Here is a 17,307-nt window from a genome sequence, read left to right as displayed (position 1 = left end):
TGCCACGGATAAACGGTAACTTATTATTCTAACTTAAGTTTACAGAATTGCACCAGCCGCGCGGCGAGATCCCCGCCCTCCTGCAGATGTGCCGCCCACGCGATTGCGTGGGTCTTGAGAGCTGGTAACGCCGCCCGAAACGCGGGCCAGGCTGCCGCCACGCCTTCCCCCCGATTCCAGGCCAGCCAGAAATCGGACAACGCACTGGCAAGCTCCGGATCGAGTCCTTTCTGGTAGCGTGCCAGGAAAGCCCGCAATTTTTCCAGGTGCGCATCCTCCTCCTGCACGTAGATCTGCCATACGAAAGGGATCTCGGCCCACTGGGCGCGCACGAAGGAATCCTCTCCACGCACGAAATTGAGATCGCACGCCCACAGCAATTCGTCATATTTCCACTGCTCGACGAAGGGCAGGACACGCACGACAAGCTGGCCGCGCAGCAGCTGATCACCGGCACGCAAGCCACTTACGCCGAATTCGGCGGCCAGTTCGGGCAAGATCCTCCCTTCCGGAACCAGGCACGTAACGGGCACATCCCCAGCTGACCAAGCCTTTATAATTTCTCCCAATCCCTTGTTTTCATAGGAGAACAAGGAAATACGAAGCTCATTCTGGCGACGTTCCGGCAGATCAGGCGCGGCCAGGAAAGCAGCCGGCACAAAAGCCGTCCGGCGCGCCGAATAATCAGCCTCGCGTATGAATCCCCCCGAATTCGCCCCCAAGCCGGGAAAGAAAAAAAACTGAGTGAGGGGAAGTTGCGGATGCGGTGACGGCAGACCATGGCAGTCGTCAACCCAATCCTCGGCACTGAGGTACTCGAGATTTATCCACACCGGTTTCGGAGCGCGACCGGCCATCGCCTGGAGGAAAGCGTCGGGAAGATTGCCTGCAAAAGCCGAAATCACCACCTCACCAGGTTCGATGTCCGGCAACGGAGCACTCCAGTGACGAATTTCCACACCATCAATCTGTTGGCTGACGGCAAGCACATCGAGTTGGGGAATCAGTCGGCGGGCGACCTTCAGGTCATCTACCCACAGGCGCACAGCAACCCGGTACTCCGTTGCCAGTTGCCGGGATAAGCGCCAGCACACGCCGATATCGCCGAAATTATCTACAACCGGACAAAACACATCCCAGATGCCCTTGGTGGGTGCAGCGGGAGCGGAAGAAGGCGAACGTTTCGACAAAACTGGGGACAAATCGGGGGTGGACAGGCGGACAGATTGTGCACAAAGCTGCTTTCTGCGGCGAGGCAAAATTTCCTCAACAATCCTCCCACACACTATGCAGTCGCTTTCCGACATCCTTATCAACGCATCAAAACTTTGATAAGAAATGATTTTTCTGTGTTATCCACAGAAATGCGCGCAGCGTAAACGTAAACAGTACTTATATATAAAGAAAAACAGTCAACAATCTCTACCAACCTGAGCCCGTGCCAAACGAGCCACGGCGAGCGCAAAGGAATCTCCATGCTTTCGATCACCGACTTGCTGGACTTCATCGAAGTGGACTGGGAAACCGTACAAGTCGTACGCGACGCGACCGGACTCTCCGACGATCAGGCTCATGGACTTGCCAGGGAATTGTTGAAGACCCCACAAGGGCTCTATCTGGTGCACCAGATGTTCCTAGACCAGCTGTCCATCGCCGAGAAACAGTTCGACTTTCTACGCCGACGCCACCTGGACAAGGCCTACAGCTACTTTTCCCGCAAGTATCCGCTAACGGAAACTCTCTGAAAGCCGCTTCCTGTGCACAAGCGGACGGTAAACAGTCGCAAAAAATGTGGACAAGCCACGGATCCACGGGAAACGGAATTTTCCTCCCCAATCTGTCCCCGCACTGTTACTGCGGTTCTCCAGAACCTTTTACATGATTCAAATTTTTGAATCCTAAAGGTTTTATTGGGTTATCCACAGAAAATGGCGGTGTACCATTAACATAGTCTTATATATATAAAGAAAAACTAAGAATAAAACACCAAGCTGAACCGCAGGAGCCACACCCAAGCAAACCCCGTTTGGCAGCACAGCAATCGTCATGTCCGAGTGGACGGTTCTCGCTGATAATCCGCGTCAACGCATCCAGAAACCGTTTTCGTGTCCGATCATCGCAGCCCACGTTTTCTTGGCCATCCTTACCTCCTGCTGACGCTTACTGTCCTGTTCTGGTCGGGCAACATGGTGGTTGGACGGGGAATGCGGGACTTGGTCCCGCCGTTTTCCCTGGCTGTCGGGCGCTGGATCCTGGCCTTCCTGCTGACTCTGCCCTTTGCCTGGCCGCACCGGCAGACGTTGACGGGGCTGGATCTGCGGCAATGGATGGTGCTTGTGGTCCTGGGCACACTGGGGGTTGGTGCCTACAACACGCTGGCCTACATCGCCCTTGCCCATACCACGGCTACCAATGCGGCGCTGCTGAATTCCTTCATCCCGATCGCGATCATCGCGATTTCCTGGTTTTTCGGTCATCGGGCAAAGGGACTCGAGCTTTTTGGTGTCGGTGTCTCTTTCTGTGGCGTGCTGACCATCGTCAGCCACGGTGATCCGGCAATCCTGGCCGGATTGAGCCTGAATGTCGGGGATGTATGGATGTTGGCGGCGGTACTGTCCTGGGCTTTGTACACCCTGGGCCTGCGCTGGCGTCCCCCCGGTGTGCATCCGATGGCCCTGCTGGCGGCGCTGACGGCGATCGGCCTGGTGATCCTGCTGCCGTTTGCGTGGCGTGAACTGGCTACGGGAGCGGTTCTGCATCCAGTGCCGATGGCGTTCGCCGGCATCGTCTACACGGGAGTCTTTCCGGCTTTTCTCGGTTACGTGTTCTACAACCGCGCTGTTGCCGAGGTCGGGGCTGCGAAAGGCGGCCTGTTCATCCACCTGATGCCAGTTTTCAGCACGATCCTGGCCGCCATTTTTCTCAGCGAAGTGCCGCAGCTGTACCATCTGCTCGGAATAGCGATGATTCTTGCTGGCATCTGGCTGACGACTGGTTTCAATCGACGCTAAACTGCGCGACGAACTTAGGGAGCCATTTCTTGCATTTCGAACATCTCATCGAGATCAACAATCCCCTCAACCCGCTCATCGAGTCGCTGAGCGTCGAGCAGGTGTGGACCGGCCTGATGTATCGGGTCGAAGAGCCAGGGATCTTCCTGCCGGGGCTGGACCGTTGCGAGATCCTGTCGCGCAGCGAGAGCCAGGTGGAACGGGTTCTCCACTTCGGGCAGGCCAGCATCCGCGACACGGTCACCTATCGTGCGCAGGAGTGGATGTGCTTCGAATCGCGGGCGACCGCCGAACATGCCGGTGGCACGCTTACGATCAGGCTCGAAACCCCTGATTCAACGAGAATTTTTCTCCGTTTCACGTACGAGACGACTCTCTCTGAGAACGCTGCCGAGGGCGAAGTGGTGCAGGTGTCCGAATTCGTCAAGTCGGCGTACCGGGAATCGGACGTGGATACGGTGCGCATCATCCGCATGATTGCTGCCAACGGGCGGCCTCAGTAGCAGGCCTGCCTGCGGTATTTCAGACTGTCTTCAGGAGAAACCATGAAGGTCGCAAGTCCCGAAATCCGTTCTTTCCAAGCACCGGTCCGCACGTTGATGGGGCCCGGGCCGTCGGATGTGCCGTCGCGGGTGCTCGCCGCGCTGGCGCGGCCGACCATAGGCCATCTCGATCCAGCGTTTGTCGGCATGATGGACGAGCTGAAAAGCCTGCTGCGTTACGTTTTTCAGACCGAAAATGAGCTGACTTTTCCCCTGTCGGCACCGGGTTCGGTGGGTATGGAAAGCTGTTTCGTCAATCTGGTCGCTCCTGGCGACAAGGTCATCGTCTGCATCAATGGTGTTTTTGGCCAGCGCATGGCTGAAAACGTCCGCCGGATCGGCGGTGTCCCGGTGATCGTTGAGGATCCGTGGGGCGAAGCAGTGGATCCGGACAAGGTCGAGGATGCCTTCCGAGCCAATCCCGATGCGGCACTGCTGGCCTTTGTCCACGCAGAAACCTCGACCGGTGCGTTGTCCGATGCGGCGGCGCTAGCGGCGATTGCTCGCCGTTTCGGTGCGCTGACGATCATGGACTGCGTCACGTCCCTCGCTGGCGTGCCGGTACTGCTCGACGAATGGGGCATCGATGCGGCCTATTCGGGCAGCCAGAAATGCCTGTCGAGCGCTCCAGGCCTCTCTCCGGTCAGTTTTTCCGTCGCGGCGGTAGAGAGGATTCGCAACCGCAAGACCTCCTGCCAGAGCTGGTTCCAGGATTTGAGCCTCGTGCTGGGCTATTGGAGCGGCGCGAAACGGACTTATCACCACACGGCACCGGTCAATCCGCTCTACGGCCTGCACGAATCGCTGGTGCTGGTGGCCGAAGAGGGGTTGGAAAACGTCTGGCAACGCCATCGGGACAACCATCTGCGCCTGCGCGCCGGGCTGGAGGCGCTCGGTTTGCGCTTCGTTGTCCGCGAGGAAGCACGTTTGCCGCAGCTCAACACGGTGTGGGTTCCGGAAGGCATTGATGAAGCGGCTGCGCGCCATCGCCTGCTCACCGAATTCGGGCTGGAGATCGGAGCCGGGCTGGGGGTTCTGGCCGGCAAGGTATGGCGTATTGGTCTGATGGGGCATTCCAGCCGTCCTGCCAATATCGCGCTATGCCTGGAGGCGCTGGAGGCGGTGCTCCGGCGGTGACGCGGTTTCAGCTACCCAGGCCTGGGTAGCTGAAACCCAGAAAATGCGTCGAATTGACGACAAAATGCGCGAAAATTGCCGCTTCTATGCGCCTTGTGTGTGCATACGCCCAGGCGTAGGAGAGGCCGGCGATAACGGCGAGCGTCGCGTATTGCACTCCACCAGGCAGATGGGCGGCGCCGAACAATAGCGCCGACAGCATTACTGGGATGAGTTTTCCCTGCAGGCTGAAGTATTGGTGCAGTTTTTCCTGGATCAACCCACGAAAGAAGCATTCTTCAGCGATGCAGGTAAACAACAAGTTGATCGCCAGGAAACTTTCGGCGAAGGCTGGCCATTTTGGATCCGGGCGGACGAATTCCGTCAGCCATGCGAGTCCCAGCGTCGAAATTGAAGCAAATGCCGAAAATGTCAGCACTAAGACGCTAATTCGACGGAGTTCAAGTCCTGATTTGATGCGTTGACCGAAGAATGCCAATAGTATGAGCCCGGCGGCCGCTTTGTCGAAACCGGCACTGAGGGTGAAGGCGCGTGTGCCGGGGCTCAGTACGACGTTGGCGACGATGGTCATCGGGTGAAATCCCGGCCAGACGTGCAGCGCCAGGATCAATGCAAGGACACCGGCCGCCCAAGGGCCGGCCTTCGGCAGGTAGTGGACGGAGGCATGGCTGGCCAATAGCAGGAGTGCCAGGCCGGGCAATGCGACCGGAGCCACGGTTCCGCCGGCCAGGGCGAAACTCAGTGCAAGAGTGGAAAGAACGGCCCAGGGGGCGATGGACGTACGGACAGGCCACCATACGGCCAGTATGGCTGCGCCCAGAAGAATGAAGCTTATTTCCGGCAAGTTCTTTTTATTTCATTGGCTTGCTAGCGGGTTGCGGCGTCGATCTGCTTGCGTTGTTCCTCGGCTTGCCGGTTGGCAGCTTCCAGTTGTTGTTCGATCTGAGCTTTCGCCGCCTGGGCTTGTTCGGCTTCGCGGGCTTTGAGTTGGGCGGCGGTGACAGCGGCTGTACCTGTGTCGGAGACGCCGCAGGCGGCCAGCAGAAGTGCCATCGGCACGATGACGAGGCGGGAGATGAATGCGGAAGGCATGGCGGGCTCCAGGGGATCCGGAAAAATGGAGATGGTGATCAACACTACCGCCATTTGTCGTGTTCGTCATGCCTTCCGCCGTCAAAAACTCACTTTTTGGCGCTATCTCCACCGTTGACGCTCAATTCGCCCTTCAGCTTGGCGATGCTCTTGTCGCCGAAACCCTTCACGTTCTTCAGGTCGTCGAGGCTCTTGAAGGGGCCGTTCTTGGTCCGGTAATCGATGATCGCCTGGGCCTTGGAGGGGCCGATGCCCTTGACGCCGTCGAGTTCGCTCTGGTTGGCGGTGTTGATATTGACGGCGGCCAGCGCAAGGTGGATTCCGGCGAGGGACAGGCCGAGGAAGGACAGGATGTGCTTCATGTGGGTCTCCTTGTTGATGACATTGTTATTTTGCAGAACAATACCATTGTCATCAATGGGGCGGCAACATTTGGAGACTGTTTGCTACCAACCAAACGAGCACCTCATGCGTTAAGGGAGGACATCAACCGATTCCTGGAGCTCTGCCATGAAAAAAAGTCTTGTCTGCAGCATTCTTCTTGCTGCCCTGCTGGGGGGCTGTGTCGTCGTTCCGGCTGGTCCGGGCTACGGCCGCTACCATCACTACGACGGGCCAGGACCCTACCGTGGCTACGGTCCGGGTTATCAAAGAGGTTATGAGCAGGGTTACGATCGCGGTTACCGGGGCTGGTAAACGCTGCCGGGCCGGGGCGTAAAAGCGTGCAAATCTCTGGCTGTGGCGGGGATATGCCTTTATGCTTGGGTCGCATCCGATTTCCGGTGGTCAGGGGCTGCTTTCCGCGGTCGTCCTGCCCATGTTACGTAGCCCATGTCCCGATATTCAGCTGCTGCGGCCGCCGTTTCCGAACACAGACTGACCCTTGCCGAAGTGCTCGACATGCTGGTCGGCGATCAACTCGTCGATTCTGCCGATGCCGATACGCTACGCATTGCCCAGGCGAAGAAGGCCGCCGAGGTGCATCCCCTGGTGGTCGTGGCTGGCCAGAAATGGGCCGCAAGAGCGGCTCCTCATCAGGTTTTGAGCCTGGAGGTGCTGAGCGAATGGCTGGCCAGCCGGGTCGGGCTCGATTACATGCGCATCGACCCGTTGAAGATCGATTTCGCGGCGGTCACCGCGGTGATGTCCTCGGCCTACGCGACCCGCTTCGGCGTGCTGCCGCTGGAGGTGGGGCTGCGTGAAGTGGTGGTGGCGACGACCCAGCCTTTCCTGCGGGAATGGGAGAGGGAAGTTGCCGGCATTCTGAAGAAGGAGATCCGCCGCGTCATCGCCAACCCGGCTGACGTGGCGCGCTATCTCGTCGAGTTCTACAACCTGGCCCGCTCGGTCAAGAAGGCGGCCCAGAGCAGCGGCCACGGAAGCGGTTCGTCCTTCGAGCAGCTGGTGGAGCTGGGGCAGGTCAATCGCCAGTACGATGCCAACGACCGCCACATCGTGAATATCGTGGACTGGCTGTGGCAGTACGCCTTCGAACAGCGGGCCAGCGACATCCACATCGAACCCCGGCGCGAGATGGGGCTGGTGCGCTTCCGCATCGACGGGGTGCTGCACCAGGTCTATCAGATGCCGATGAGCGTGCTGGCGGCCGTGACCAGCCGCATCAAGATCCTCGGCCGCATGGACGTGGTGGAGAAGCGCCGGCCCCAGGACGGCCGGGTGAAAACCCGGGTGACCAGCGGCAAGGAGGTCGAGCTGCGCCTGTCCACGCTGCCCACCGCCTTCGGCGAAAAGCTGGTGATGCGGATCTTCGATCCCGACGTGCTGGTGCGCAACATGGCGGAGCTGGGTTTCTCGGATGCCGACCAGGCCCGCTGGCAGTCCATTTCGAGCCAGCCCCACGGCATCATTCTGGTGACTGGTCCGACCGGTTCGGGCAAGACCACGACCCTTTACTCGACGCTCAAGCAACTCGCCACGCCGGAGGTGAATGTCTGCACGATCGAGGATCCGATCGAGATGGTCGAGTCGAGCTTCAACCAGATGCAGGTCCATCAGGCCATCGACCTGGGTTTTGCGGAAGGCGTCCGGGCGCTGATGCGGCAGGATCCGGACATCATCATGGTCGGCGAGATCCGTGACCTGGAAACGACCGAAATGGCGATCCAGGCTGCGCTGACCGGGCATCTGGTGCTCTCCACACTACACACCAACGATGCGCCGTCAGCAGTGACCCGCCTGCTCGATCTGGGGGCGCCGGCTTATCTGCTCAACGCGACCCTGCTCGGCATCATGGCCCAGCGCCTGGTGCGCGTGCTGTGCCCCCACTGCAAGGAGGCCCAGCCGATGACGCCCGAGGAGGAGGCCATCTGGGATCACCTCGTCACGCCATGGAAGGCCACGCGGCCGGCCCGCATCCACCGGGCGGTGGGCTGCATCGAATGCCGCATGACAGGCTACATGGGCCGTATCGGCCTCTACGAGATCCTGCTGATGTCGCCGGAGATCCGCAAGGTGATTGGCAAGGAGGTGGATCTGGCGAAGATCCGTGACCTGGCGATCCGCGAGGGTATGCGGCCGTTGCGCCTGTCCGGCGCTCTCAAGGTGGCGGCCGGCATCACCACGCTGGAAGAAGTCGTCAAAGTCGCGCCGCCGGCAGAGACCGACCAGGGGCACTGAGCCAGCAACCCATCGCGGAGGGGAGTGCTTCCGCCTTTGGATGGGTTTTGTTGGCTGGGGATGAATGATTTCGTCCCCGCGAGGGACTTGCCTGTCTCAGCGCAGTGATTTGCGCGTACTCTGCTGGCACATTCGCCCATCTCAGGAATTTCCCCATGGCCGCCTCTCCCGACAACGTCAGCATGGCCCTGTTCTGCGACTTCGAGAACGTCGCCCTCGGCGTGCGCGATGCGAAGTACGAGAAATTCGACATCAAGCTGGTCCTCGAGCGCCTGCTGCTGAAGGGCAGCATCGTCGTCAAGAAGGCCTATTGCGACTGGGAGCGCTACAAGGGCTTCAAGGCCGGCATGCACGAGGCCAATTTCGAACTGATCGAGATCCCGCACGTGCGTCAGTCGGGCAAGAATTCCGCCGACATCCGGCTGGTGGTGGACGCCCTCGACCTCTGTTACACCAAGAGCCACGTCAATACTTTCGTCATCATCAGCGGTGATTCGGATTTCTCGCCGCTGGTTTCCAAGCTGCGCGAGAACGCCAAGCAGGTGATCGGCGTTGGCGTCAAACAGTCCACGTCGGACCTGCTGATCGCCAACTGCGATGAATTCATCTTCTACGACGACCTGGTGCGCGAAACCCGCCAGGCGGTGGCCAAGCGCGAACCGAAGGAAGCTCAGCCGCAGGTGCGCCGCAGTCCCGAGGAAGAAGGGCGCCGTCGTGAGGAGATCGAGGCCCGGCGCAGCCGGGCCGTCGACATGGCGGTCGAGACCTTCGACGCGCTGCTTGCCGAGCGCGGTGACACCGGCAAGATCTGGGCCTCGGTGCTGAAGGACGCGATCAAGCGACGCAAACCAGATTTCAGCGAGACCCGTTTTGGTTTCAAGGCCTTCGGCAATCTGCTGGACGAAGCCCAGTCGCGGGGATTGCTGGAGATCGGGCGCGACGAGAAATCCGGCACCTACGTCTATCGCCGCGCAGCGGTGGCGCTGCCTGTCGCGCATGAAGCGGCTCCTGTGGCGACGGTTGAAACGTCGCTGGTCGTAGCTGCGCCGGTTGCTGCCGAAGTTCCGGCAGAGAAGCCGCGCCGGGCGCCGAAAGGCCGGCGCAGCAAGCCGGTTGCCGAATCGGCGCCGGTCGTGCCGATGGAAAATGTGCCACCTGCCGCCCCGCTGGAGGAAGCACAGAAGGCGCCGGCCAAGCGTGGCAAAGGGCGCCGGGGGAGCAAGGCCGAAGCCGGGGCGGGGGCCGCCGAAGCCAAGCCGGCCGCGGCGGTCCCGGAAGTGGTCGAGGTAGCGCTTCCACCCGCTGAATCGCTTGCTCCGCCCGAGTCCGCCCGCCCCGCGCGGGCCAAGCGCAAGACCGCCCGGCCGGAGAAGGCCGTTGCCGGTACAGTTGTAGCGGAGCCGGCCGTCGTTCCTGCGCCGGCCGAAGAGGTTCGCAAGCCGGCGCCCCGGGCCCGGCGGCCGCGCAAGAAGGCGGAGTCCGTCGAGTAAGTCCATCGTAGCGGCCGGTGGCGGTGGCGAACTTCGCAGCCACCGGCAGGTCTGCCTGTCTTCCGTTTCCTGCCGTCCACCGCGACGGTTTCACGCATGTCCGCATCGTCCGTTTCCCGCTGGTTGCCCGCGCTGGCGCTCATAGTCCTGTCGTCCACCTGGGGATATACCTGGGTCCTGCTCAAGCAGGGGCTGGTTTTCGCCTCGCCCTTCGCGCTGGCGGCGCAACGCACCGTCGGCGGTGCGCTGGCCCTGATGCTGGCGGTGCGTCTGAGCGGGCGCTCCCTGCGCCTGGTGGCGCCGCTGGCGACCAGCGCCATCGGGCTGGTGCAGGTCAGCGGCTTCGTGGTGTTCCAGACCTGGGCGCTGGTGGAGGGCGGGCCCGGCAAGACCGCGGTGCTGATCTTCACGATGCCGATCTGGACGCTGCTGATGGCCTGGCCGATCCTCGGTGAGCGGGTGCGCGGCAAGCAGTGGTTGGCGGCGGCCTGTACGCTGGCCGGCCTGTTGCTGATCATCGAGCCGTGGAACATGCACGCCAGCCTGTTCAGCAAGCTGCTGGGCCTCAGCGCGGCGCTGTGCTGGGCCATCGGCACCATCCTCATCAAGCGTCTGCGTAGCCGCCAGCCGGTGGATCTGCTGGTGCTGACCACCTGGCAGATGATCGTCGGTGCGCTGCCGCTGGTGCTGCTGGCCGCAGTGGTGCCCGGGCCGGCGACGGACTGGTCGCCGCACTATGTGGCGATCCTGGCCTTCCTGTCGGTGGCCAGCGTGGCCTTGTGCTGGTGGTTGTGGATCTGGATCCTCGACCGGGTGCCGGCCTGGGAGGCCAGCTTGTCGGTGCTGGGTACGCCGGTGGTAGCGATTTTGTCGTCGCGGCTGACCCTCGGCGAGGAATTCCGCAGTACCGAGATCGCCGGCATCCTGCTGATCGGCGGCGGATTGACGCTCTTGTCGTTGTTCGGCTGGCTGGCTAGCCGTCGGGTGGCTGCTGGAAATTGACCCTTCACTGATCCTTTTCCGCTGGTTATAGTCCGCCTCGCGGTCTTCGCACCGCTTTGGGTTTTTCGCGGGATCGCATGCAGCCATTCCGCCCATCAAGCCGGGGCCGTCCTCCCCTCGTCCCGGCGGCTGGTGTCCGCTGGACGCCGTATTGAGGAGCCATTCATGCCTTCCGTGCCGTTTTCCCGGCGCGCGCTGCTGCGCGCCTGTGCCGTTTCCGCCCTGTCTGCTGTCGCCGCTCTGCCGGCTGCGGCCCACGCTGAAGAAGTTCTGCGCGTGTCGGCGATTCCCGACGAGGCGCCCACCGAACTGCAGCGCAAATTCGCGCCCCTCGGCGCCTACCTGGAGCACGAGACCGGGATGAAGGTCAGCTTCATCCCGGTGACCGACTACGCGGCCGTCGTCGAAGGCCTGGCTACCCGCAAAATAGACTTGGCCTGGCTGGGCGGCTTCACCTTCGTGCAGGCCAAGATCCGCACCAACGGCACGGCGGTGCCGCTGGTGCAGCGGGTCGAGGATTCGAAGTTCACGTCGAAATTCATCACCGCCAACGACAGCATCAAGGTCTTCGCCGACCTGAAGGGCAAGACCTTCGCCTTCGGCGCGCCGTCGTCCACCTCCGGCCACCTGATGCCGCGCTACTTCCTGAGCCAGGACGGCATCAACCCGGACAAGGACTTCAAGAACGTGGCTTTCTCCGGCGCCCACGACGCCACCGTCGCCTTCGTGCAGGCCGGCAAGGTGGACGCCGGCGTGCTGAACGCCTCGGTGTGGGACAAGCTGGTCGAGCAGAAGAAGGTGGACACCACCAAGGTGCACGTCTTCGCCACCACGCCGACCTACTTCGACTACAACTGGACGGTGCGCGGCGACCTGGATCCGAAGATCCAGGCCAAGATCGCCCAGGCCTTCCTGAAGCTCGACCCGGCCAACCCGGCCCACAAGGAAATCATGGCCCTGCAGCGCGCCAGCAAGTTCATCCCCACCAAGGTGGAAAACTACAAGGGCATCGAAGCGGCCGCCCACGCGGCTGGCTTGCTGAAGTAAGGCCGTAAGCCGGCCGGGGCGGTTTGCGGGGCGAGTCCGGGGCTCGATTTGTCGGCTGAGTCCATGGGGCGAATTCACTCGTCCCAACGCGGTTCGCGCCCCGCGTACTTGCTCCGACCGGCGACTACAAGGATCACCATGGGTTTTTCCCTCGAAGGCGTTGGGCTGACCCACGCCAACGGTTTCCGCGCGCTGCGCGGCATCGACCTGCGCATCGCGCCGGGCGAACGTGTGGCGCTGATCGGCGCGTCCGGCGCCGGCAAGACGACACTGCTGCGGGTGCTGGCGGCGTCCCTGCGCCCCGGCGAGGGGCGGGTGACACTGCTCGACGGCGAGCCGTGGGCCTGTACGCCGGCCACGCTGCGCCGCCTGCGCGCGCGCATCGGCCTGGTGCACCAGTCGCCGCCGATCCCGCCGCGCCAGCGGGTGGTTACCGCCGTGCTGGCCGGCCGCCTCGGCCAGTGGCCGCTGTGGAAATCCCTCGCCTCGCTGGTGCTGCCGGTCGATCCGGAGGGCGCCCGCGCCGCGCTGGCCCGCCTGGATCTCGCCGATCGCCTCTATGAACGTTGCGACCGTCTGTCCGGCGGGCAGCTGCAGCGGGTCGCGCTGGCCCGCGTGCTGTACCAGCAGCCGGACTTGCTGCTGGCCGACGAGCCGGTGTCGGCGATGGATCCGGCTCTGTCCGAACTCACTATTTCCCTGCTCAACGACGAGGCGACCCGCCGCGGCGTCACGCTGGTGGCCAGCCTGCACGCGGTGGACCTGGCGCTGCGCCATTTCCCACGGGTGGTCGGCGTAAAGGACGGGGCGATCCTGTTCGACCTGCCGGCGGCGCAGGTCAGCGATGCCATGCTGCGCGAGCTGTACGCCGCCGAGGGCGGGCTACCGCTGACGGGAGGCCTGCGCGCCCCGGAGCCGGCCGAAACCGCCGACGAATTGCCGCCGCTGCGTTGCGCATGAGCACCGCCGTACGCGATCCGGCCGCCTTGCCGCGGCTGGGCTGGACCCTCGTGGCGCTGGTGCTGCTGTGGCCGCTGCTCCGCCTCACCGATTTTCATCCGGCAGCCCTGTTCGAGGCTGGCAACCTGACGGCGATGGGTAATTTCCTCGCCGGTTTCCTGCCGCCCGAGACTGCGCCGGACTTTTTGTCCCTGCTCGGCAAGGCCACCATCGAGACGCTGGCGATGGCCACCGCCGGCATCGCGCTGTCCATTCTGCTGGCGGTGCCGCTCGGCCTGGTGCTGACCCGCAGCCTGTCCATCGCCCGCCTGGGGCCGGGCCGGCGCGGCTGGATCGGCCAGTCGCTGCGGGGCGTGGCACGGGCGCTGCTGGCGGTGCTGCGCGGTGTGCCGGAGCTGGTTTGGGCGCTGCTGTTCGTGCGGGTCTTCGGCCTCGGTGCGGCGGCCGGCGTGCTGGCGCTGGGCATCACCTACGGCGGTATGCTCGGTAAGGTGTACGGCGAAATTCTCGAATCCACCGACGCCCGCCCGGCCCGCGCGTTGCTGGAGGCCGGTAGCGGCCGCCTGGCGGCCCTGTGCTACGGCCTGCTGCCGAATGCGGCGAGCGAGCTGGTGTCCTACACCGTCTATCGCTGGGAGTGCGCGGTGCGCGCGTCGGTGGTGATGGGGTTCGTCGGCGCCGGCGGGCTCGGTCAGTTGATGGACCAGTCGATGAAGATGCTTAACGGCGGCGAGGCTGCCAGCATCCTGGTGACCTTCCTGGTGCTGGTGGTGGCGGCCGACGGCCTGTCCGAACTGCTGCGGCGGAGGCTGGCATGAGGGCCGGGATGTCCTTCGACGGCCTGCTGGCCGTGGTACTGGTCATCGCGGCAGTGGCCGGCAGCTTCGCCTACCTCGATATGCCGCTGGGGGCGCTGTTCACCGGCGCGGCGGCGAGGGAGATCGCCGATTTCGTCGGGCGCTTCTTCCCGCCCGAGCTGGGGCCGGATTTTCTCGCCAAGGTGGGTTGGGCAGCGCTGGAGACGCTGGCGATCTCGCTGGTCAGCACCGTGCTGGCGGCCGTGGCGGGCGCCGTGCTGGCATTGCCGGCGGCCGGGCGTCATGGCGTGGCCGGGCGGGCTGCGGCGCGTTTCGTCCTCAACCTGCTGCGTTCGGTGCCGGAGCTGGTGTGGGCCACGTTGATGGTGCTGGCCGCCGGCCTCGGGCCCTTCGCCGGCACGCTGGCGTTGGCGCTGCATACCACCGGCGTGCTCGGCCGCCTGTTCGCCGAGGCGCTGGAGAACACGCCGCCGGCACCGGCGGAAGCGCTGGCTGGCACAGGGGCGCCGTCCCTGGCGGCTTTCCTGTACGGCACCTTTCCGCTGGTTGCCGCCCAGTGGCTGGCCTATGCGCTGTACCGCTGGGAGATGAATATCCGCATGGCGGCGATCCTCGGTTTCGTCGGCGCCGGCGGGCTCGGTGCGCTGCTGTACTTCAGCCTGTCCCTGTTCCACGAAGCGGAGGCCAGCACGGTGATCCTCGCGATGCTGGCGATGGCGATCATGGTGGATGGCGTCAGCGCCTGGCTGCGGCGGGCGTCGGTCTAGCGGAAGTTCCGGTGAGGACGTCGGGGTGTGCAGCCAGGTTTTTGTTCGCCGCAAACTGGCTGCACCATTCGATGATGAATGGCATGCCAGGCGTCAAAACGCCTTCACGCTATGGATGGATGAATCCAGCATGTCGTGGCCTGCCTCGATGATGTCGCAACGTACCGCTGCGACGCCACGCAGCGCTTTTCGATCAGGTTGATCAGCATGGCGTAGTCCGACCAGGTGGATTCGTGGCTGGAGGAGGGAGGGGAAGCGGGGCTGGTCAAAGGGGGTGGAGGCAGGATCATCGCCCGATTTAACCAGGCGGCCGGCGGAGGTGTCAGGGTGGGGCTGTCCCGTTTCGATGCACTTTTTGGTAATACCGACCTTCAGTGTGGGCAAAAATTGCCGACATAGTCACTGGCCTCGCCTGCATGTGCGTTTTGCGCACCCGTCGGCGGGGCCTGTGTGTATCGGAACCCGTACTTATGAAGGGCAGTGCCAGGCCATGAAGCCGCGTGTGACGCCGACCAGCAGCGAACGTTCGCTGGGCGAGCAGGATTTCATCGTTTCGAAGACCGATCCGAAGGGGCGCATCCTCTACGCCAACCGGATCTTCATTGCGCTGTCGGGCTACAGCGAGGCGGAACTCATCGGCCGCCAGCACAACATCATCCGCCATCCGGATATGCCGCGCAGCGCCTTCAAGCTGCTGTGGGACAGCATCGCGGCGGGGCAGGAGTTCATCGCCTACGTGAAGAACATGGCCAAGGACGGCAGCTTCTACTGGGTGTTGGCGACGGTGACGCCGGACTACGACGCCGCGCGGCGGATCGTCAGCTATACCTCGGTGCGCCGCAAGCCGCGGGCCGAGGCGATACGTGCGGCAGCCGGTCTGTACAAGGAAATGCTGGCCGCCGAGAACCGTGCCGGCGCGCGGGATGCGATCGCTGCCGGGACGGCGGTCCTGACTGAAGTCTTGAATGGAAAGAGCTATGAGCAGTTCGTCCTTGCACTCTAAACTGTCCCTGGTGGGTTGGGGGCAGTCGGCGCTGCTGCTGGTGACCCTGCTGACGGTGTTCTTCATCACCGGCTTCCACCCGGTGTTGCTGGTCTTCCTGGTGCTTGGGGTGGGCCTGACAGTGTGGGGGCAGTGGCAGTTCCGCCGCTCGCTGGCGCCACTGCAATCGGCGGTGGAACTGGCCGGGAAGATCGGCCGCGGGCATTTCGTCGATCGCGTCACCGGGGTATCGGACAAGGATGAGATCGGCCGCCTGATCTGGGCCCTCAACGACATGCTCGACCAGCTGGAAGCCTATTTCCGCGAGGCCGACTCTTCCTTCCGCGCCCAGATGGAAGGCCGCTATTGCCGCCTCGCCCAGTCGGCGGGCCTGCACGGCAGCCTGTTCGAGGCGATGGAAACGCACAACACGCTGCTCACCAACATGTCCTCGCACCTGCGCGACCAGGCCCGCAACCGGGTGCTCAGCAATGCCGGCCTGCTCAATGCCGGCAACCTGATCGCCAACCTGACCGGCAACCAGGCCGATCTGCTGGAAGTCACCACGCAGATGCGCAAAGCCGCCACCGCCGCCACCGAGACGGCGAGCGAAGCGGCGGAGAACCAGCGCGCGGTGGCCGAGGTGGTCAGCCAGCTGTCGGGCATCAGCGAGCGCATCGTGCACGTGGCGGACGCTATCGGCGGCCTCAATGCGCGCAGCAAGGAGGTCAGCCAGGCGGTGGTGCTGATCACCGAGATTTCCGACCAGACCAACCTGCTGGCGCTCAATGCGGCCATCGAGGCGGCGCGGGCCGGCGAGTCGGGCCGCGGCTTCGCGGTGGTGGCCGACGAGGTGCGCAAGCTGGCGGAGAAGACCCGCAGCGCGTCCCAGGCCATCGGCGAGGTGATGCGCGGCCTGATCACCGACGGCGAGGCGATGCAGGAGGATGCGCGGGAGATGCGCGAGATCACGGCCCGCTCGTCGGTGGTGGTCGGCGAGCTGACCCAGACCTTCGGCCGCTTCGCTGCAGCGGCGCGGGAAACCGAGAAGGAGTCGGTGCGGGTCCACGACAAAAGCTTGGTGACCCTCTTCAAGCTCGACCATATGGTCTACAAGCAGCGTACCTACCTGGCCCTCAACGGTACCTGCGACGCGGATGCGGCGCGGGCGGTGGCCATGGATCACCACCAGTGCCGCCTTGGCACCTGGTATGACAGGGAGGGGCAAGAAAGCTTCGGTACGCTTCCTTCCTACCGCCGCCTGGAGCAGCCCCATGCCCGGGTTCATGACGGTGCCCATCAGGTGATGGCGCAGATCGACCAGGATTGGCAGAACGCCGCCGCGCTGCAGGCGGCGATTGTCGATGGGCTGGAAAGCATGGAGGCCGGCAGCCGGGAGGCGATGGATCTGCTCGACCGCTTGGTTGCGGAGAAGCATCCCGATTGATGTAAAGGGCTTGGATGAACTGGGTTTTTCTTGGGATTGCGATCGTTTCGGAGGTTCTGGCGACCTCGGCGCTGAAGGCGTCGGAGGGTTTCACGCACCTGCTTCCGTCAGTGATCGTTGTGCTGGGTTATGCGTCGGCCTTCTACTTCCTGTCGCTGACCATCCAGGTCATCAATCTCGGCGTGGCCTATGCGATCTGGTCCGGCGTGGGCGTGGTGCTGATTTCGGTGGCCGGTTGGCTGCTGTACGACCAGAAGCTTGATCTGGCCGCGGTGATCGGGATCGGCCTGATCACTGCGGGGGCACTGGTCCTCAACCTGTTTTCCAAGTCGGTGATGCACTGAAACGGGCGCCGCCGGGTTGGTCTTCGTGAAG

19 protein-coding genes are annotated in these 17,307 nt (G+C 63.2%); 14 read left to right on the top strand and 5 right to left on the bottom strand.

Annotated elements, in window-relative coordinates; translation table 11 throughout:
• Nucleotides 1–23: 23 nt before the first annotated feature.
• Nucleotides 24–1,307 (bottom strand): elongation factor P maturation arginine rhamnosyltransferase EarP, encoded by a 1,284-nt coding sequence (gene earP / locus AC1PPK_RS03985; RefSeq protein WP_481116559.1) that lies wholly within the window; start codon nucleotides 1,305–1,307, stop codon nucleotides 24–26.
• Between the two features lie 168 nt (nucleotides 1,308–1,475).
• Here earP and AC1PPK_RS03980 point away from each other — a divergent pair, with 168 nt between their 5' ends.
• The 4 genes from AC1PPK_RS03980 to AC1PPK_RS03965 all read left to right on the top strand — a co-directional run bounded on the left by AC1PPK_RS03980 (nucleotide 1,476) and on the right by AC1PPK_RS03965 (nucleotide 4,690).
• Nucleotides 1,476–1,745, top strand: coding sequence for a hypothetical protein (locus tag AC1PPK_RS03980; protein WP_481116558.1), 270 nt, complete (start codon nucleotides 1,476–1,478; stop codon nucleotides 1,743–1,745).
• 360 nt (nucleotides 1,746–2,105) lie between these two features.
• Entirely contained in the window at nucleotides 2,106–3,011 is a 906-nt protein-coding gene (locus tag AC1PPK_RS03975) for a DMT family transporter (protein WP_481116557.1), read from the top strand.
• 29 nt (nucleotides 3,012–3,040) lie between these two features.
• Nucleotides 3,041–3,514 (top strand): SRPBCC family protein, encoded by a 474-nt coding sequence (locus tag AC1PPK_RS03970; RefSeq protein ID WP_481116556.1) that lies wholly within the window; start codon nucleotides 3,041–3,043, stop codon nucleotides 3,512–3,514.
• A 42-nt stretch (nucleotides 3,515–3,556) separates the two neighbouring features.
• Nucleotides 3,557–4,690 carry a pyridoxal-phosphate-dependent aminotransferase family protein gene (locus tag AC1PPK_RS03965; protein ID WP_481116555.1) on the top strand — a complete coding sequence of 378 codons (1,134 nt, stop codon included), beginning with the start codon at nucleotides 3,557–3,559 and terminating at the stop codon, nucleotides 4,688–4,690.
• A gap of 7 nt (nucleotides 4,691–4,697) precedes the next feature.
• Here the strand turns inward: AC1PPK_RS03965 and AC1PPK_RS03960 are convergent, their stop codons facing one another.
• The 3 genes from AC1PPK_RS03960 to AC1PPK_RS03950 all read right to left on the bottom strand — a co-directional run bounded on the left by AC1PPK_RS03960 (nucleotide 4,698) and on the right by AC1PPK_RS03950 (nucleotide 6,144).
• Complete coding sequence (locus AC1PPK_RS03960) at nucleotides 4,698–5,534, bottom strand: CPBP family intramembrane glutamic endopeptidase (RefSeq protein ID WP_481116554.1); 837 nt, start codon at nucleotides 5,532–5,534, stop codon at nucleotides 4,698–4,700.
• Nucleotides 5,535–5,557: 23 nt separating this feature from the next.
• Nucleotides 5,558–5,782: a hypothetical protein gene (locus AC1PPK_RS03955; RefSeq protein ID WP_481116553.1), complete on the bottom strand. Its 225-nt coding sequence runs from the start codon at nucleotides 5,780–5,782 to the stop codon at nucleotides 5,558–5,560.
• A gap of 89 nt (nucleotides 5,783–5,871) precedes the next feature.
• Entirely contained in the window at nucleotides 5,872–6,144 is a 273-nt protein-coding gene (locus tag AC1PPK_RS03950) for a ComEA family DNA-binding protein (RefSeq protein WP_481116552.1), read from the bottom strand.
• 469 nt (nucleotides 6,145–6,613) lie between these two features.
• Here AC1PPK_RS03950 and tfpB point away from each other — a divergent pair, with 469 nt between their 5' ends.
• The 7 genes from tfpB (at nucleotide 6,614) to phnE (ending at nucleotide 14,503) form a co-directional block, all read left to right on the top strand.
• On the top strand, nucleotides 6,614–8,419 hold the full coding sequence (gene tfpB, locus AC1PPK_RS03945) for a type IV pilus assembly ATPase TfpB (RefSeq protein ID WP_481116551.1): 1,806 nt from the start codon (nucleotides 6,614–6,616) through the stop codon (nucleotides 8,417–8,419).
• A 155-nt stretch (nucleotides 8,420–8,574) separates the two neighbouring features.
• The gene (locus AC1PPK_RS03940; protein WP_481116550.1) at nucleotides 8,575–9,909 is read left to right on the top strand and encodes an NYN domain-containing protein; all 1,335 of its coding nucleotides are present in this window, start codon (nucleotides 8,575–8,577) and stop codon (nucleotides 9,907–9,909) included.
• A 96-nt stretch (nucleotides 9,910–10,005) separates the two neighbouring features.
• Nucleotides 10,006–10,911, top strand: coding sequence for a DMT family transporter (locus AC1PPK_RS03935; protein ID WP_481116549.1), 906 nt, complete (start codon nucleotides 10,006–10,008; stop codon nucleotides 10,909–10,911).
• A 165-nt stretch (nucleotides 10,912–11,076) separates the two neighbouring features.
• On the top strand, nucleotides 11,077–11,958 hold the full coding sequence (locus tag AC1PPK_RS03930) for a putative selenate ABC transporter substrate-binding protein (protein ID WP_481116548.1): 882 nt from the start codon (nucleotides 11,077–11,079) through the stop codon (nucleotides 11,956–11,958).
• Nucleotides 11,959–12,096: 138 nt separating this feature from the next.
• Nucleotides 12,097–12,918, top strand: a complete 822-nt coding sequence (locus AC1PPK_RS03925; RefSeq protein ID WP_481116547.1) for a phosphonate ABC transporter ATP-binding protein — start codon at nucleotides 12,097–12,099, stop codon at nucleotides 12,916–12,918.
• The gene (locus AC1PPK_RS03920) at nucleotides 12,915–13,736 is read left to right on the top strand and encodes a PhnE/PtxC family ABC transporter permease (RefSeq protein WP_481116546.1); all 822 of its coding nucleotides are present in this window, start codon (nucleotides 12,915–12,917) and stop codon (nucleotides 13,734–13,736) included. Before AC1PPK_RS03925 ends, AC1PPK_RS03920 begins: the two co-directional genes overlap by 4 nt.
• Nucleotides 13,733–14,503 (top strand): phosphonate ABC transporter, permease protein PhnE, encoded by a 771-nt coding sequence (gene phnE, locus AC1PPK_RS03915; RefSeq protein WP_481116545.1) that lies wholly within the window; start codon nucleotides 13,733–13,735, stop codon nucleotides 14,501–14,503. Before AC1PPK_RS03920 ends, phnE begins: the two co-directional genes overlap by 4 nt.
• A gap of 93 nt (nucleotides 14,504–14,596) precedes the next feature.
• On the opposite strand, the gene AC1PPK_RS03910 is transcribed toward phnE, so the two are convergent.
• Nucleotides 14,597–14,887: a hypothetical protein gene (locus AC1PPK_RS03910; protein ID WP_481116544.1), complete on the bottom strand. Its 291-nt coding sequence runs from the start codon at nucleotides 14,885–14,887 to the stop codon at nucleotides 14,597–14,599.
• 106 nt (nucleotides 14,888–14,993) lie between these two features.
• Between AC1PPK_RS03910 and AC1PPK_RS03905 the strand changes: the two genes are divergently transcribed.
• From AC1PPK_RS03905 to AC1PPK_RS03895, 3 genes are read left to right on the top strand one after another with little or no spacing between them, the layout of a single operon-like run.
• On the top strand, nucleotides 14,994–15,506 hold the full coding sequence (locus AC1PPK_RS03905; protein WP_481116543.1) for a PAS domain-containing protein: 513 nt from the start codon (nucleotides 14,994–14,996) through the stop codon (nucleotides 15,504–15,506).
• Complete coding sequence (locus AC1PPK_RS03900; protein ID WP_481116542.1) at nucleotides 15,496–16,932, top strand: methyl-accepting chemotaxis protein; 1,437 nt, start codon at nucleotides 15,496–15,498, stop codon at nucleotides 16,930–16,932. Before AC1PPK_RS03905 ends, AC1PPK_RS03900 begins: the two co-directional genes overlap by 11 nt.
• 14 nt (nucleotides 16,933–16,946) lie before the next feature.
• Nucleotides 16,947–17,276, top strand: a complete 330-nt coding sequence (locus tag AC1PPK_RS03895) for an SMR family transporter (RefSeq protein ID WP_481116541.1) — start codon at nucleotides 16,947–16,949, stop codon at nucleotides 17,274–17,276.
• Nucleotides 17,277–17,307 lie beyond the last annotated feature (31 nt).

The sequence above is a fragment of the Zoogloea sp. JDB1 genome (assembly GCF_056724025.1).
This window is presented reverse-complemented; position numbering and strand designations above follow the sequence as displayed.